Source organism: Streptomyces sp. MMBL 11-1, from assembly GCF_028622875.1.
GTDB lineage: Bacteria > Actinomycetota > Actinomycetes > Streptomycetales > Streptomycetaceae > Streptomyces.
On sequence record NZ_CP117709.1, the window covers coordinates 2,330,155 to 2,346,421 of the forward strand.

Here is a 16,267-nt window from a genome sequence, read left to right on the forward strand (position 1 = left end):
CATGGTGCGCGAGTTGGCGGCGCAGCGGCGCCCCGGCGCGCTCATCCGTCTCGGCCGCGAACACCGTGCCTGGACTCTCGCCGCCCTCGGGGACCGGATCGGCTGCTCAGCCGCCACGGTGTCCCGGTTGGAGCGTCGCAACAGGGTGGCCGATCTGGCCCTGGTGCACCGCGCAGCACTGGAAGTCGGGGTCCCCCGACACGTCTTGGTGCATTCCCTGGCGCCACCCGCCCTGACCGCGTCGGCGGCCACTAGAGTGACGGCCAGTCCGTACGCCGAGGAGGACCCGATGCGCCGCCGCACGCTGATCACCGCCACGGCGGCTGCCGGACCGGCCGCCCTGCTGCTGGGGTTGGACGAGGCCTTGGCCGACACTCCCGGCCCGACCGGCGGCGGTTCGCTCGACACCCGGCTGGCCACCGCCCGCGAGTTGTACGACAAGGGGGCGCACGGCCGTCTCCTCACCGCGCTGCCCGGCCTCATCGGTGACGGCCACGCCGCCGCGTCGTCGCGCCGGGCACTCGATCAGGCCCGGCTCTCGTCCGTCTACAGTCTGACCGCCTCGGTGCTGAGCAAGCTCGGCTCGTACGAGCAGGCCCGGCTCACCGCGGACCGCGCCGGCACCTGGGCCGAGGTATCCGGCTCACCGCTCGCGTCCGCAGCCGCAGCCCGAGAACTGGCGATCGTGCTGCGCCACCAGGACCGCTCCGAGGAGGCCCAGCGCCTCATGAGGGCGGCGGCCACCGGAGTGGAGGCCACGGGCCTGCGTACCGACGCTTCGGCGTCCGCGTACGCGCAGATGCTCTGCACTCTGGCGTACACCGCCGCTCGTGGAGGGCACCGGACAGATGCGCTGGCAATGACCGAGGAAGCCCGCCGTGCCGCCCGCCGGCTGCCACCGCACCCCCCGTCCGGCCGTCTGTTTCCCATCACCCCCGCAGCCGTTGACCTGTACGCCGTCGGCGTCCACTGGGCGCTCGGCGACGCGGGGGCCGCACTGGAGGCCGGGAAGGACCTGCGACCCGAACAGTTCCCGACAGCTGAGCGGAAGGCGCGGTTGGGCACCGACATGGCGCGGGCCTGGTGGGCATGGCAGCGCCCCGCGCAGACCGCCCATGCGCTGCTCACCGCGTACCGCTCCAGCCCGGGAGAAGTCCGAGACCGGCCCGCCATCCGCCGCATCGTTGCCGAGCTCGCCGAGCGGCACCGGCGCACCACCGGGGTCCGGGAATTGCAGGCCGCCGTGGTTCTGCGGTCGCTCTAGCAGGCTGGCTGCATGTGGGCAAAAAGTCACCCTGCGGACGCTCACGCGAGGGGTATGCGTACCGCTAGGGCGTGAACCAGGAGCGGCCCTGGGCCCAGGTGGTCACCCACCCCGCGAAGCCGGGCACGCCCGGCATCAGGGAGGCGTCCGACCGGGTGCCGAAAGGTATCGCGCCGTTCTCGTCGATCAGCCAGACATGACCGCGCTGCGGGCCAGTGACGATCAGGTGCCAGTACATGCCGCAGCCGTCGGTGCCCAGCACCAGTGAGCCGTGGCCGAACACGGGCTCCACCCGGTCGTCGAACTCTCGCTCCGACAGCGCCGTCTCATCCCCGTCCGCTTCCCACAACCATGCCTCCGTGAGCGGAAAAGGCTCGGCAAGCCGGCGTTCGGGGCGGTCCGAGCCCCAGTCCGAGGGCGTCTTCGCGAAGGGCAGGAGACCGTAGTAGGGCGGACCCGCGCGCAGCCCGTCGCAGATTTCCGCCACAAAGGTGCGGTACGGCTCCGGGAGCACGATGCCGTGCTCGGTCTCGAAGGACCGCACCGCATCGGGGCCGGCCGGTGGCACCGCATCGGGCCGGGACGCGAAGATCTCGCGGAGGGCCGCCGCTTCGGCCGGGTCGCAGGCTTCCGTGTTCATGCCGGTCATCATGCAAGATCCGCAAGCGACTGCCCAGCACCCCGAACACAGACCGCGAGGTTATGGGCATGGCTGAGATCCGGCCCCTGCATCGATACCGGATCGCGGGAGGTGGCTGCCCGCCGGGGCGCTGCCCCCGTCTCCGCGCTGTTCCCGTCAGCCGCCGAAGGTACCGGCCTTCACTCCGTCGATGAACAAGGCCCAGTGCTCCGGGCCGTAGAACTGGAGCCCGGGGGCGGGACCCTTACTGTCCCGTGAAGACACCCCTGCGCCACCCACCTGCGTCACGTTCACTTTCGTCCGAGGTGGACGCTCCGGTACGGCGGCTGGGGTCGCCACCGTAGGGCCCGGGTCCCGGATGTCAGCAGGAGAGCAACCGGCCGGCACCAGCACCTCCCGGAGGCCACGGGCGGAGCTTCGTACCGCCCGTGGCCTCCGAGAAGAGAACCGAAAGGTCCTGCCCGTGCTGCAATGCGCCGCCGTCACCGGCGTACCGTTCGCCGAGGCGCTCCTGGCGCTCGCCACCATGGAAGGCGGCCCCGAGCACCCGCCCGATGTCCTCGCCCAGGACGACTACCTCCTCCGCGACCTGACCACTCGCGCGGCACCTCGTGCGCGTACTTCGACCACCATCCCGGCCCGCGCTCCTTCTCGGTGAGCGACCCGCTCGGCGACCTCGTCACCCTGCACATCCACGGCGAGATCCAGCGGCTCGGCACAGACGACGACAACGCCATTGACCGCGACAGCTCCTGACGTGACCACGGATTCGACGCCGCACTCGGCCACCGCCGTCCAGGCTGAATCGCTCCCGAGCAGCTTGGTCAACCTCAACTCCGGCCGGACGCGCGGTAGCGGCGGCGGGCCCGGCGGGCTACCGGCTACGGGCTGACGGCGGGCCCTACGGCTGGGAGGACCCCGGCAGCCGGGTCCAGAAGTGGTCGACGATGTTCTCGATGTAGCGGCGCCCGTCCTCGCCGGATGCCGTGGCGCCGCCGGCCCGGCTCAAGGTGGCCGCCATGAGGCCCTGGTACTCCTGGTGCATGGCGGCCAGGGGGCTCTTCAGATCGCGGCGCTCCATGGAGACGAGCCGTGCGATGTCGCGGATGTGCGCCTGCCAGCGCGTGGAGACCGCCTCGGCGAGGAGACGGGCGAGCTCCTCCTCCAGCCGGGTGATGGCGATGAAATCGCGCGGGGGCAGGCTGAGGACCTCACCGAGCTTGGCGGACTGCCGTTTGTCGCCGGCCCACAGACCGGCTTCCTCCATGGACAGGTATGCGTCGAGGGTGAGGCCGGTGGCGCGCGCGACCTCCTCGGCCGAGACGCCGCGCGCGATGCGGTGTTCGAGCAAGGTGCGGGGATGGCCCATGAGTTCGGCGGGCTGACACCACAAAGCGCCCGCCAGAGCCGTGAACTCCGTCGCATCCGGCACATGGGTTCCGCGCTCCCATGCGATCACATGCTCGGGACCGACGTGTGACGTGCCGAAGGACGCGCGCATGCCGTAGGCGACATGACCGGGTGCCATCCCGAGTTTCTCGCGCAAGGCGCGCGCTGCCCGCGCGTTGAAGGGGAGTGGTGGGTGCACATACGGAGCGTAGGGGAGCTGTCACCGGCACTTCCATACCCACTGTCGGCTGCCTGCCGGTTTGGCGGAAAGGTCACCCCTGATTCCGTAGGAAGCCACAGGGCGAAAAGGGGGCCAAGTAGACGCTCTACGCGGGTAGTTGCCATTCCGCTGTTGGCGCGTATGATCCGCTCGCACGGTGCCGCATGTGTGTTCGCACAGCGCCTGCCACTCACTTCGGGCAGCACCGGCGAAACCCCCCTTCCCCATCATTCGCAGGCTCAGGAGACTCCGTCATGCACCCCAGTACGACCAGCCCGCCTACCGACGCGAAGCCCAACGGGTCGGGGGGCGCCGTCGACCGGTTCTTCCGCATCAGCGAACGCGGTTCGACCTACCTCCAGGAGATACGCGGCGGATTCGCCACGTTCTTCACGATGGCGTACATCCTTGTGCTCAACCCGATCATTCTCGGCGGGGCGGAGGACAAGTTCGGAAAGCAGCTGGACAACGTGCAGTTGGTCACCGCCACCGCCCTGGTCGCCGCGGTGATGACGCTGATCATGGGTGTGGGCGGCAATCTGCCGCTGGCCCTGGCGGCGGGTCTGGGCATCAACGCCGTCGTCGCCTACCAGATCGCTCCCCTGATGAGCTGGGACGACGCGATGGGCCTCATCGTGCTGGAAGGGCTGCTGATCTGCGTTCTGGTGGTGACCGGGCTGCGCGAGGCGATCATGCACGCCATTCCGCAGCCCCTCAAACAGGCCATCAGCGTCGGCATCGGTCTGTTCATCGCCTTCATCGGCTTCGTGGACGCCGGGTTCGTCACCCGCATCCCCGACGCCGCCAACTCCACCGTGCCCGTCCAGCTCGGCACCGGCACGCTCACCGGCTGGCCGATGCTCGTCTTCTGCCTCGGCGTGCTCCTGACGATCGTGCTGGTCGCCCGGAAGGTCAAGGGCGCGATCCTCATCAGCATCGTCCTCATGACCGTCGTCGCCATCGTCATCAACGAGGTCGCCCGTATCAAGTCCTGGGGCCTGACCTCGCCCTCGATGCCCGAAAACCCGGTCGCCGCACCCGACTTCGGGCTGCTGGGCCAGTTCGACCTGTTCGGATCGTTCGGCCAGGTCAGCGTGTTGACGGTCGTCCTGCTCGTCTTCACCCTCATCCTGTCCGACTTCTTCGACACGATGGGCACGGTCGTGGGCGTCACGGCGGAGGCCGGGCTCCTCGACGAGCGGGGTCAGGTGCCCGGACTCGGCCGCGTCCTGCTCATCGACGGTGCGGCAGCCGTCGCCGGTGGCGCCGCGTCCTCGTCGTCGGCCACCACCTACATCGAGTCGGCGGCGGGTGTCGGCGAAGGGGCCCGCACCGGCTTCGCCAACATGGTCACCGGCGGCCTGTTCGCGCTCGCCCTCTTCCTCACGCCCGTCCTGACGATCGTGCCTCTCCAGGCGGCGGCGCCCGCCCTCGTCGTGGTCGGGTTCCTGATGATGACCCAGGTCAAGCACATCGACTGGGACCGCTACGACGTCGCCATCCCGGCCTTCCTCACCATCGTCGTCATGCCGTTCACCTACTCCATCACCAACGGCATCGGCGCCGGCTTCGTCTCCTACGTGGTGATCAAGGCCTGCCTGGGCAAGGCACGCGAAGTCCACTGGCTGCTGTGGGGCACCGCCGCGCTCTTCCTGGTCTACTTCGTCATCGACCCGCTGGAGCAGATCCTCGGTCTCAAGTAGCGGGACCCTGGGCCCTGCTTCACCGGTCGAAGGCCCCCGGGGGCAGTGACTCCCGGGGCCCTCGGCCCCTGGAGCCCAGGGGCTCCCGGAAGTCAGGGGCTCTTGGGGTCAGTGGCTCCCGGCGTCGGAGAGGCAGAACTCGTTGCCCTCCGGGTCCCTGAGCACCGTCCAGGACATCCCCTCCATCGACTGCTCGCCGACGACGGTCGCGCCCAGCTTCGCCAGGCGCTCCACGTCGGCCGAGCGGTCGGGCGACGCGAAGTCGACGTGCACCCGGTTCTTGGCGGCCTTGGGCTCGGGCACCCGCTGGAAGCCGAGGACCAGCGGGGTCGCCGCGAGGACGACGAACGCGTCGTAATCCTGCGTCTCCTGGACCCCCAGCGCCTCGGCCCACCAGGCGGCCAGGGTCTGGGGGTCGGCACAGTCGATCGTGATCATTTCCGGTGAGATCCGCATGCCCTTCACCGTACGGCGCACCACTGACAACGGGCCGGATTGTCCGACCGGCCCGTTGTCGGCTGTCCTCGTCAGACCGGCACGATCTCCAGCCGGATACGCGCGGCCACCGGCTCGCGCGGACCCGCGCCGCCACGGTCCCCTGCCGCCGCGGTCCCCCGCGGCCACGGTCCTGTGCGGACGCGCGCGGATACCGCGTCGACCGGCGTCAGTCGAAGATCGGGCCCTGCGTCCGGGTCCGCTTGATCTCGTAGAAGCCCGGGATGGAGGCGACCAGCAGCGTGCCGTCCCAGAGCTTCGCCGCCTCCTCGCCCTTGGGGGCGGGGGTGACGACCGGGCCGAAGAAGGCGATCTGCTCGCCGTCCGCGCCGGGAACGGCGATGACCGGGGTGCCGACGTCCTGGCCGACCTTGTCGATGCCTTCCTTGTGGGAGGCGCGCAGCTCGGTGTCGTACCGGTCGGAGTCGGCGTGGTCCGCCAGGCCGGCGGGCAGGCCGACGTCCTCCAGCGCGGCGGCCATGGCCTCGCGGGTGGGGCCCTCGCCGTTGTTGTGGAAGCGGGTGCCGAGCGCGGTGTAGAGGGGGCCGAGGACCGCGTCGCCGTGCTCCTGCTGGGCGGCGATGACGACCCGGGCCGGGCCCCACGCCTGCTTCTCCAGCATCTCGCGGTACTCCTCGGGCAGCTCGTCCAGCTTGTTCTCGTTCAGGACGGCCAGGCTCATCACGTGCCAGCGGACCTCGACGTCACGAACCTTCTCCACTTCCAGCATCCAGCGCGAGGTCATCCACGCCCAGGGGCAGAGCGGGTCGAACCAGAAGTCGACCGGGGTCTTGCCGTTGGCCGGAGTGTTCTCGGGCATGTCTCTCCTCAGAAGTGCGTGTTCCACCTGCGGGCGAGAACGCCCCCGGAGAGGCTCCCATTCCCTGGATGAAGCCGCGCGCAGACGCGTGCAAGGATCAATGGGTTCGAACACGACACATGACGCGCGTCACGAAGGAGTGCCCGTGCCCGGTGAAAACCTGTCCCGCGACGAGGCCCAGAAGAGGGCCGAGCTGCTGACCGTCGACGGATACGAGGTCGAGCTCGACCTGCGGTCCGCCGTCGGCGAGCCCGAGGGGGCCGACGGGGGCGACGGGGGGTCCGGCCCCCGGACCTTCCGTTCGCTGACCACGATCCGGTTCCGCTCAGCCCGCGCGGGCGCCTCGACCTTCGCCGACCTGGTGGCCCCGGGTGTGGACGCGGTCACGCTGAACGGGACGGCACTCGACCCGGCCGTCGTGTTCGACGGGACGCGGGTGGCGCTGGACGGGCTCGTCGAGGGCGAGAACACGCTCGTGGTCGACGCCCGCTGCGCGTACAGCAGGACCGGCGAGGGCATGCACCGCTTCGTCGACCCGGAGGACGGCGAGGTCTACCTCTACACGCAGTACGAGCCCGCCGACGCCCGCCGCGTCTTCGCCAACTTCGAGCAGCCCGACCTCAAGGCCCCCTACCGCTTCCGGGTGACCGCCCCCGCCGACTGGCGGGTCTGGTCCAACGGGGCCGAGGAGTCGCAGAAGGACGGGGTGTGGACCTTCGCCGAGACGAAGCCGATCTCCACGTACATCACGGCCGTCGTCGCCGGCCCGTACCACTACGTGAGTGACCACTACAGCCGTACGTTCGACGACGGCACCACGCTGGAGATCCCGCTCGGCGCGATGTGCCGCAAGGGGCTCGCCAAGCACTTCGACGCGGACGACGTCTTCCTGGTCACCAAGCAGGGCCTCGACTTCTTCCACGACCACTTCGACTACCCGTACCCCTTCGGCAAGTACGACCAGGCGTTCGTGCCCGAGTACAACCTCGGAGCCATGGAGAACCCGGGCATGGTCACCTTCCGCGAGGAGTACATCTACCGCGGCAAGGTCACCTCGGCGGCCTACGAGCGGCGTGCCAACGTCATCCTGCACGAGATGGCGCACATGTGGTTCGGCGACCTGGTCACCATGGAGTGGTGGGACGACCTGTGGCTGAAGGAGTCCTTCGCGGACTTCATGGGCTCCTTCTCGATGGTCGAGGCGACCCGCTTCACCAACGGCTGGATCACCTTCGCCAACAACCGCAAGGCGTGGGCCTACCGCGCCGACCAGCTGCCCTCCACGCACCCCATCACGGCGGACATCCGTGACCTGGAGGACGCCAAGCTGAACTTCGACGGGATCACGTACGCCAAGGGCGCCTCCGTGCTCAAGCAGCTGGTGGCGTACGTGGGGCGCGACGCGTTCCTCGAAGGCGCCCGGCGCTACTTCAAGAGCCACGCCTACGGCAACACGCGCCTGGGCGACCTGCTGTCGGTGCTGGCCGAGACGTCCGGCCGCGACATGACGGCCTGGTCGCGCTCCTGGCTCCAGACGGCGGGCGTCAACGTGCTCACCCCCGTGCCGGCGTACGACGCGGACGGGAGGCTGGCCGAGCTGGCCGTCGTCCAGGAGGCCGCCGCCTCGCACCCGGAGCTGCGCCCGCACCGCGTCGCGGTCGGCCTGTACCGGCGTACGCCGGAGGGCGAGCTGACGCGTTACGCGCGCGCCGAGGTGGACGTGGCCGGTGAACGGAGTGTGGTGGAGGCCCTGGCCGGCGCCGAGCGGCCCGATCTGATCCTGGTCAACGACGACGACCTCACGTACTGCAAGGTCCGCTTCGACGAGGGCTCGCTGGCGACGCTGCGCGACCACCTGGGCGAGATCACGGACCCGCTGGCCCGCGCCCTGTGCTGGTCGGCCCTGTGGAACCTGACCCGGGACGCGCTGATGCCGGCCCGCGACTTCGTCGCGCTGGTGCTGGCGCACGCCGGGCGCGAGAGCGACATCGGCGTCCTCCAGATGCTGCACTCCTGGGCGCAGTCGGCGCTGGTCAACTACGCCGCCCCCGGCTGGCGCGAGGAGGGTGGCCGGGCGCTGGCCGACGGCGCGCTGCGCGAGCTGCGGGCCGCCGAGCCGGGCAGCCAGCACCAGCTGACCTGGGCCCGCTTCTTCGCGGCGGTCGCCTCGTCCGAGGCGGACTTCCAGCTGCTGGGCGGGCTGCTGGAGGGCACGGCCCGGATCGACGGTCTCGACGTCGACCAGGAGCTGCGCTGGTCCTTCCTCTCCCCGCTGGCCTCGCACGGGGTGGCGAACGAGGCTGCGATCGACGCCGAACTCGCCCGCGACGACACGGCCTCCGGCAAGCGCCACCACGTACGCTGCCTGGCCTCCCGTCCCTCGGAGGCGGTCAAGGCGCAGGCGTGGGCGGCGGTCGTGGAGTCGGACAAGCTGTCCAACGCGCTGGTCGAGGCGACGATCACCGGATTCGGGCAGCCCTCCCAGCGGGAGCTGCTCTCCCCGTACGCGAGCCGCTACTTCGAGGTGATCGAGCGGATCTGGGCGGAGCGGTCCATCCAGATCGGCATGCACGTGGTGCGGGGCATGTTCCCCGGACTCCAGGACAGTCCCGCGACCCTCGCGGCGACCGACACGTGGCTGGGCGAGCACGAGGACGCCGCCCCGGCGCTGCGGCGACTGGTGCTGGAGGCCCGGGACGATCTCGCGCGGGCGCTGCGCGGCCAGGAGTGCGACCGGGCCGCCGGGGCCTGAGCGGGTACGCATGAGGGGGCGCTCGGGTGAGGCGTGCGTGCGGCGTGAAAGCAGCGCTCGTACACCTGCCCGAGGCGCCCCTCCCCCGATTCCCGGCGCGACGGCCCTTTTCGGTTGTCGAACGTCCGTGCTTGAGGACGGCGTTGTCCGGGATTGTCGACGGGCGTGTAACAGGGGTTAGGGCGCCCTCCACGGGCGGGAAACCCCGGGACATGACCCAGAACACCCCGCTCTCACCCCGTCTCCCCCGCCTCCCCCTCCACTCCGGGGACGTGACACTCCGTGTCCTGTCCGCCGCCCAGTTGCGGGCGCGGGGCGTGTCCGCGGCGCAGACGTCCGCGCAGTGCCTGCCCGGCGGCCCCTGGCAGCACCTGCTGCCGGGGGTCTGTCTGCTGCACCCGGGCCCGCCCACCGGCCGGGAGCGGCTGCTCGGAGCGCTGCTCTACGCGGGGCGTCCGCCGGCCTCCGCGCGGCGCGCTCCGGCGGGCCCTCCGGACGCGGGGTTCGGCGAGGCGATGGTCACCGGGGTGGCCGCGCTCGCGCTGTACGGCTTCGCCGCGGCCGGGGACGTGGAGGCGCTGCACCGGATCGACGTGCTGGTGCCGCGCACCCGGCGGTTGCGGTCCACCCGGTTCGTGGAGGTGCTGCGGACCGCCTCGATGCCGAGCCCGGTGCGGGTGGGCGAGGTGCCCGTCGCACCGGTGGAACGGGCCCTGGCGGACGCGGTCGCGGGCACGGCCGACGCGGCCGCCGTCCGGCGGTTGCTGACCGAGGCGGTGCGCGACGGGCACTGCGAACCGGCCGCCGTGGTACGGGAGCTGAGCGAGGCGAAGCTGCTGGGGCGGCCCGCCGTGGTGGGCGCGGTCGACGCGCTGCTGGCGGAGGGGCGGGCGGCGGCGGAGGCCCGGCTGTACGCGATGGTGCGCGAGCACGGGCTGCCGGAGCCGCTGTGGAACGTGGAACTGCGCCTGCCGGGCGGGCCCTGCCTCGGCGGGTTCGACGCCTACTGGCCGGATCACGCCGTGGCGGTGGAGCTGGACGTCCGGGCGCCCCGGTACGGCGTGCCGGGGCGGAGGGGCCGGGCGGAGGAGGACCCGCAGTGGTCCGCGTACACCGCGAAGCGGGAGCGTCTGGAGCGGCTCGGGGTCACGGTCGTCCGCCTCGCACCGGGGAAGCTGCGCGAGGCGCCGGACCAGCAGGCGACGGTGGTGCGGACGGCGCTGATGGCGGCGGCCGACCGGGAGCCGGCCGCGTACGTGATGGTGCTGCCGCGCTGAGCGGGCGGGGCGGGGCGGATCGCGCACGCGGGCCTACGGCGAGCGGGCCCACGGCGAGCGGCCCGGCGGATGGCGGAGGACGGCCCGACGGGTGGCGGAGGGCGGAGGACGGCCCGACGGGTGGCGGATGGCGGAGGACGGCCCGGCGGCACTCACTGGTCCGGACCACGCACCGCAGGTCTGGACCGCTGGACGTCGCCCGGACGTCGCCCGGACGTCACCAGACGCCACGAGCGCACTGTTTGACCCCGTTCATCCCTCGTGGCACATCGCGCCCCGTGGCGGATCTATGCCATGTCCCCAACTCGTCTCCGTCAACTCTCCACAAACCCCTGTCATTTACGACAGGGTAAGCGGTCATCCGGTACCGCATTCCGGACTCTCTCTTTCCATAACAGGGACACAGATGACCAAGGAATCCCCCAGTTCCATACCCGGGGCAAGACGCGCCGCCCGTATCGCGGCCGCGGCCGGACTGGCGGCCGCACTGGCCGCCTCCGGCGCCGCACCGGCCTTCGCCACCGACGACCCGGCTCCGGCGCCCGTCAAGCCCGCCGCCACGAGCGACCGGGGCGACAAGCTCGGCAAGGCCGACGCCGACGTCCTGGCGAAGGCCGAGGCCAAGGGCGAGAAGAACGTCACCATGATGGTCGCCACCACCCCGGGGGCGACCGAGCAGGTCAGCAAGCAGCTGGACGCCGTCGAGGGCTCCGTGCTCGGCCAGACCTACGACAAGCTCGGCTACGTCCGGGCGACGGTTCCGACGAAGAGCGCCGAGGCCACCATCACGGCGGCCTCCAAGCTCTCCTCCGTCCTCGGCATCGATCTCAAGCAGGAGATCAAGCTGGACGACCCGACGCCCGCGGGCGACCGGGCGGCCAAGGCCAAGCAGCCGAAGGCCACGGGTAGTTACCCGGCGCCGGGCAAGAAGACCCCGGCGAAGAACCCGTACAACCCGTCCCACGAGACGGGTGCGGTGAAGTTCGTCGAGAAGAACCCGAAGGCCGACGGCCGCGGGATCACCATCGGCGTCCTGGACTCCGGCGTGGACCTCGGTCACCCGGCCCTGAAGAAGACCACCACCGGCGAGCGCAAGATCGTCGACTGGGTGACCGCGACCGACCCGGTGAGCGACGGCGACGGCACCTGGCTGCGGATGTCCCAGTCGGTCTCGGGCCCGACGTTCACGTCCGGCGGGAAGACCTATGCGGCGCCGACGGGCAACTACAAGTTCGCCACGTTCGCCGAGTCGGCCACCACCGGCGGCGACATGCAGGGCGACCTGAACCGCGACGGTGACACCACCGACGTCTGGGGCGTGCTGTACGACCCGGTCACCGGCACCACGCGGGTCGACCTGAACGAGAACGCGGACTTCTCCGACGACAAGGTCCTCAAGCCGTACAAGGAGAAGTTCCAGGTCTCCTACTTCGGTGAGGACGACCCGCGCACCCCGGTCGTCGAGCGCATCCCGTTCGTCGTCGAGAACCGCAAGAACGTCGTCTACAACGCCGCGGGCGCCAAGGCCGACTACGTCAACATCGGTGTCATCGAGGGCTCGCACGGCACGCACGTCGCGGGCATCACCGCGGCCAACGGGCTGTTCGGCGGCGAGATGAACGGTGCCGCTCCCGGTGCCAAGATCGTCTCCTCGCGTGCCTGCACCTGGTCCGGCGGCTGCACCAACATCGCGCTGACCGAGGGCATGATCGACCTCGTCGTCAACCGCGGTGTCGACATCGTCAACATGTCGATCGGCGGCCTGCCGCCGCTGAACGACGGCAACAACGCGCGCGCCGAGCTGTACAAGCGGCTCGTCGACATCTACGGCGTCCAGCTGGTCATCTCGGCCGGCAACAGCGGACCCGGGCTCAACACCATCGGCGACCCGTCGCTCGCCGACCACGTGATCTCGGTCGGCGCGTCGATCTCCAAGGAGACGTGGGCGGCCAACTACGGCTCCAACGTCACCAAGAAGTACGACATGCTGCCCTTCTCCTCGCGCGGTCCGCGTGAGGACGGCGGCTTCACGCCGATCATCTCGGCGCCGGGCGCGTCCATCAACACCACCCAGACCTGGTCGCCGGGCGGTCCGGTCAAGGAGGCGGGTTACGACCTGCCCGCCGGCTACTCCATGCTCCAGGGCACCTCGATGGCCTCGCCGCAGGCGGCGGGCGCGGCAGCGCTGCTGCTGTCGGCCGCGAAGCAGAAGAACATCGAGCTTCCCCCGGCCGACCTGCGCTCGGCGCTGACCAGCACCGCGAGCCACATCAAGGACGTGCCCGCGCACGTCCAGGGCTCCGGTCTGATCAACATCGTCAAGGCGTGGAAGCAGATCGCCAAGCAGGGCAAGCCCGCGCACGAGTTCTCGGTGAAGGCCCCGGTCGACACCGCGATCGACTTCGCGCTCAAGGACCCGGGCTTCGGCACCGGCCTCTACGACCGCGAGGGCGGCCTGAAGGTCGGCGAGTCCAAGGTCTACGACGTCGTCGTCACCCGCACCACGGGCCCGGACCGCGACGTCCAGCACAAGCTGTCCTGGAAGAACAACGACGGCACCTTCGAGCTCAGCAGCCCCCGGTACGTCACGCTGCCGCTCGACACGCCGGTCAAGCTCAAGGTCAGGGCGAAGGCGAAGACCGCCGGAGTCCACAGCGCCATCCTGCGGGTCGACGACAAGAAGACCTCCGGCGTCGACCACCAGATCATGACCACGGTCGTCATCGCCCACGAGCTGCAGCAGCCCGGTTACGCCTACAAGGCGTCCGGCTCGGTCCAGCGCAACGGCACGACGTCGTACTTCGTCAACGTGCCGGAGGGCGCGAAGACCCTTGAGGTCGCCCTCAGCGCCCTGCGCTCGGGCAGCCAGACCCGGTTCGTCGCCCTGCACCCGTACGGGACGCCGGTCGACCCGACCTCCACGATCAACTGCTACCCGAACTACGAGAACCCGGCCAACACCTGCCGCCCGGACGCGCGTTCCTACAAGGACCCGCAGCCCGGCGTGTGGGAGATCGAGGTCGAGTCGCGTCGTACGTCGCCGCTGCTGGACAACCCGTACAAGCTGGATGTCTCGCTGCTCGGCGTGACCTTCGACCCGGCGGTGCGGACCATCGCCGAGGCGAAGATCGGCGCTCCCGCCGCGGTGGACTGGAAGGTCACCAACGGCGCCGCCGCTCTCCAGGGCAAGCTCCAGGGCGGCTCGCTGGGCTCGGCCAAGGTGGCCAAGCCGTCGATCTCGACGGGCGAGACCCGTGAGACCACGGTCACCATCGGCGCGGGTGTCGAGAAGCTCGACTTCGCCATCGGCGGCACGTCGGACGCCAACGCCGACCTCGACCTGTACGTCTTCCGGGGCGCCACGCAGGTCGGCAGCGCGACCAGCGCCGGCTCCGAAGAGGCGGTCAGCCTGGTGAAGCCCGCCGCGGGCACGTACACGGTCGTCGTCGACGGCTACTCGGTCCCGGCCGGGACCACCACGTACGACTACCGCGACGTCTTCTACTCGGCCGCGCTCGGCACGATCAAGGTCGACTCCGCCAAGGCCGTGAACCTGGCCAACGGTGCGTCGGCCCAGGTCGGCGCCGAGGTCGTCGTCGCCGGAGCGGCTCCCGAGGGCCGTCAGTTCTTCGGCGAGGTCCAGCTGGTCAACAACCGCGGCACCGCCGCGGGCACCGGCAGCGTCGTGATCGAGAAGGTCACGCCGTAGCGAATCCCACGGGTCCGTGACGGATCCCATCGGTACGACGGCGGGGCGGGCGCTCTCACGAGCACCCGCCCCGCCCGCGTGTTCCTCGTCACACCCCCGGGCGTCGCCGCGGATGTTTCCCCCGTACACACGGACGTCGCGCGATCCGCGGTCCTCGCGCGGGGAGTCCGCAGGTCGGACAATGGATTGGACAAGGCGGGCCAGGACATACGCATCATGGAGCGGCAAACGGGCCGCACAGACGCACGGCCGGACAGACTCCGGACGTGCAGAACAGAGGAGTCCTCGTGAAGGTCGGAATCGTCGGCGCCACCGGTCAGGTCGGCACAGTCATGCTCAGGATCCTGGCCGACCGGGACTTCCCGGTCGACGAGCTGCGGCTGTTCGCCTCCGCCCGGTCCGCGGGCTCCACGATCGACTTCAAGGGCTCCGGCGTCACCGTCGAGGACGCCTCCGCGGCCGACTACACGGGCCTGGACATCGTGCTGTTCTCCGCCGGCGGCGCGACCTCGAAGGCGCTGGCCGAGAAGGTCGCCTCCCAGGGCGCCGTGGTGATCGACAACTCCTCCGCCTGGCGCAAGGACCCCGAGGTCCCCCTCGTCGTCTCCGAGGTCAACCCGCACGCGGCGAAGGTCCGCCCGAAGGGGATCATCGCCAACCCGAACTGCACGACGATGGCCGCGATGCCCGTGCTGCGCCCGCTGCACGACGAGGCCGGTCTCGAAGCGCTGACCGTCGCCTCCTACCAGGCCGTGTCCGGTTCCGGGGTCGCCGGGGTCGCCGAGCTGCACGGCCAGGCGGTCAAGGTCGTCGCCGACGCCGAGAAGCTGGCCCACGACGGGGAGGCCGTGGACTTCCCCGAGCCGACCGTCTACAAGCGTCCGATCGCCTTCAACGTGCTGCCGCTGGCGGGCTCCATCGTCGACGACGGTTCGTTCGAGACGGACGAGGAGCAGAAGCTCCGCAACGAGTCCCGCAAGATCCTGGAGATCCCGGAGCTGAAGGTGTCCGGCACCTGCGTCCGGGTCCCGGTCTTCTCCGGCCACTCGCTCCAGATCAACGCCCGCTTCGCCCGCCCGATCGGCGTCGAGCGCGCCTACGAGCTGCTGAAGGACGCCGAGGGCGTCGAGCTCTCGGAGATCCCGACCCCGCTCCAGGCGGCCGGCAAGGACGCCTCCTTCGTGGGCCGCATCCGGGTCGACGAGACGGTCGAGCACGGTCTCGCGCTGTTCGTCTCCAGCGACAACCTCCGCAAGGGCGCGGCGCTGAACGCCGTGCAGATCGCGGAGCTGGTGGCGGCCGAGCTGAAGGGCTGAGGCGCGGCGTCACGCGTACGGGAAGGGGCGGCCACCGGTGACCGGTGGCCGCCCCTTCGCCTGCGTGGGGTCAGAGCGCGAGATGGCGGCGGAGGGCCGCGTCGATCTCGGCCATGCGCTGGCGGGGGACCTCACCGATTCGCTTCAGTACCCGATCGGGGAAGACGGCCCGGATCTGTTCGCACTGGACCTTGGAGTTCTGCGGAAGTTGGCTCTCTTTCGCTGCGAGAAGCACCTGAAAGCTGAGGACTCTTGAGGTGTTCGAGGTCAGGGGCACCACGGCGACGACGCCCCTGCCGGTCAGCTCGACCGACCGGTTGGCGGCGTTGTTGGAAACGATCACTGCAGGGCGCACCTTGTTGGCTTCGCTCCCCCGCGCGGGCTCCAGGTCCACGAGGTGGATGTCGCCCCTACGCATCGGTGAGCCCATCGGCCACGGTGCGGTCCCAGAGAGCGGCGTCCTCGCTCGCGTCCCACTCCTGGAACGCCTCTGTGTACTCGGCTTCCAGACCCGCGGTACGCAACAGCTCGATGGCGGCGTGTATGACGGCGGACCGGGAATCCGCGTCGGTCTTCCTCGCGTACTCGTCGACGAAGGCGACATCCTCCTGCGGCAGACTCACACTGATCTTCATACCACCGATGCTACCGGGGTAGGAACATGGGTGCTACCCATCGTCGG

At 70.5% G+C, this 16,267-nt stretch carries 13 protein-coding genes; 7 read left to right on the forward strand and 6 right to left on the reverse strand.

Annotated elements, in window-relative coordinates; all coding sequences use genetic code 11:
- The first annotated feature begins 1 nt into the window (after nucleotide 1).
- Nucleotides 2-1,264: a helix-turn-helix domain-containing protein gene (locus tag PSQ21_RS10030; RefSeq protein ID WP_274035696.1), complete on the forward strand. Its 1,263-nt coding sequence runs from the start codon at nucleotides 2-4 to the stop codon at nucleotides 1,262-1,264.
- Between the two features lie 64 nt (nucleotides 1,265-1,328).
- Here the strand turns inward: PSQ21_RS10030 and PSQ21_RS10035 are convergent, their stop codons facing one another.
- Nucleotides 1,329-1,916 carry an SMI1/KNR4 family protein gene (locus PSQ21_RS10035; protein ID WP_274030090.1) on the reverse strand — a complete coding sequence of 196 codons (588 nt, stop codon included), beginning with the start codon at nucleotides 1,914-1,916 and terminating at the stop codon, nucleotides 1,329-1,331.
- Nucleotides 1,917-2,367: 451 nt separating this feature from the next.
- On the opposite strand from PSQ21_RS10035, the gene PSQ21_RS10040 reads away from it, so the two are divergent.
- Nucleotides 2,368-2,562 carry a hypothetical protein gene (locus PSQ21_RS10040; protein WP_274030092.1) on the forward strand — a complete coding sequence of 65 codons (195 nt, stop codon included), beginning with the start codon at nucleotides 2,368-2,370 and terminating at the stop codon, nucleotides 2,560-2,562.
- Nucleotides 2,563-2,805: 243 nt separating this feature from the next.
- Here the strand turns inward: PSQ21_RS10040 and PSQ21_RS10045 are convergent, their stop codons facing one another.
- The gene (locus tag PSQ21_RS10045; RefSeq protein ID WP_274030093.1) at nucleotides 2,806-3,432 is read right to left on the reverse strand and encodes an XRE family transcriptional regulator; all 627 of its coding nucleotides are present in this window, start codon (nucleotides 3,430-3,432) and stop codon (nucleotides 2,806-2,808) included.
- A gap of 335 nt (nucleotides 3,433-3,767) precedes the next feature.
- On the opposite strand from PSQ21_RS10045, the gene PSQ21_RS10050 reads away from it, so the two are divergent.
- Nucleotides 3,768-5,216, forward strand: coding sequence for an NCS2 family permease (locus tag PSQ21_RS10050; RefSeq protein ID WP_274030094.1), 1,449 nt, complete (start codon nucleotides 3,768-3,770; stop codon nucleotides 5,214-5,216).
- Between the two features lie 108 nt (nucleotides 5,217-5,324).
- Here the strand turns inward: PSQ21_RS10050 and PSQ21_RS10055 are convergent, their stop codons facing one another.
- The gene (locus tag PSQ21_RS10055) at nucleotides 5,325-5,672 is read right to left on the reverse strand and encodes a VOC family protein (protein WP_274030095.1); all 348 of its coding nucleotides are present in this window, start codon (nucleotides 5,670-5,672) and stop codon (nucleotides 5,325-5,327) included.
- 208 nt (nucleotides 5,673-5,880) lie between these two features.
- Complete coding sequence (locus PSQ21_RS10060) at nucleotides 5,881-6,531, reverse strand: mycothiol-dependent nitroreductase Rv2466c family protein (protein ID WP_274030096.1); 651 nt, start codon at nucleotides 6,529-6,531, stop codon at nucleotides 5,881-5,883.
- Between the two features lie 145 nt (nucleotides 6,532-6,676).
- On the opposite strand from PSQ21_RS10060, the gene pepN reads away from it, so the two are divergent.
- The 4 genes from pepN (at nucleotide 6,677) to PSQ21_RS10080 (ending at nucleotide 15,585) form a co-directional block, all read left to right on the forward strand.
- On the forward strand, nucleotides 6,677-9,283 hold the full coding sequence (pepN, locus tag PSQ21_RS10065; RefSeq protein WP_274030097.1) for an aminopeptidase N: 2,607 nt from the start codon (nucleotides 6,677-6,679) through the stop codon (nucleotides 9,281-9,283).
- Between the two features lie 212 nt (nucleotides 9,284-9,495).
- Entirely contained in the window at nucleotides 9,496-10,560 is a 1,065-nt protein-coding gene (locus tag PSQ21_RS10070; protein ID WP_274030098.1) for a hypothetical protein, read from the forward strand.
- A gap of 406 nt (nucleotides 10,561-10,966) precedes the next feature.
- Nucleotides 10,967-14,269 carry a S8 family serine peptidase gene (locus PSQ21_RS10075; protein WP_274030099.1) on the forward strand — a complete coding sequence of 1,101 codons (3,303 nt, stop codon included), beginning with the start codon at nucleotides 10,967-10,969 and terminating at the stop codon, nucleotides 14,267-14,269.
- Between the two features lie 287 nt (nucleotides 14,270-14,556).
- On the forward strand, nucleotides 14,557-15,585 hold the full coding sequence (locus tag PSQ21_RS10080; RefSeq protein WP_274035698.1) for an aspartate-semialdehyde dehydrogenase: 1,029 nt from the start codon (nucleotides 14,557-14,559) through the stop codon (nucleotides 15,583-15,585).
- A 70-nt stretch (nucleotides 15,586-15,655) separates the two neighbouring features.
- On the opposite strand, the gene PSQ21_RS10085 is transcribed toward PSQ21_RS10080, so the two are convergent.
- Entirely contained in the window at nucleotides 15,656-15,979 is a 324-nt protein-coding gene (locus PSQ21_RS10085) for a type II toxin-antitoxin system PemK/MazF family toxin (RefSeq protein ID WP_274030100.1), read from the reverse strand.
- Between the two features lie 16 nt (nucleotides 15,980-15,995).
- A complete protein-coding gene (locus PSQ21_RS10090; protein WP_274030101.1) occupies nucleotides 15,996-16,220 on the reverse strand; it encodes a ribbon-helix-helix domain-containing protein in 225 nt (74 codons plus the stop codon).
- Between the last annotated feature and the right edge of the window lie 47 nt (nucleotides 16,221-16,267).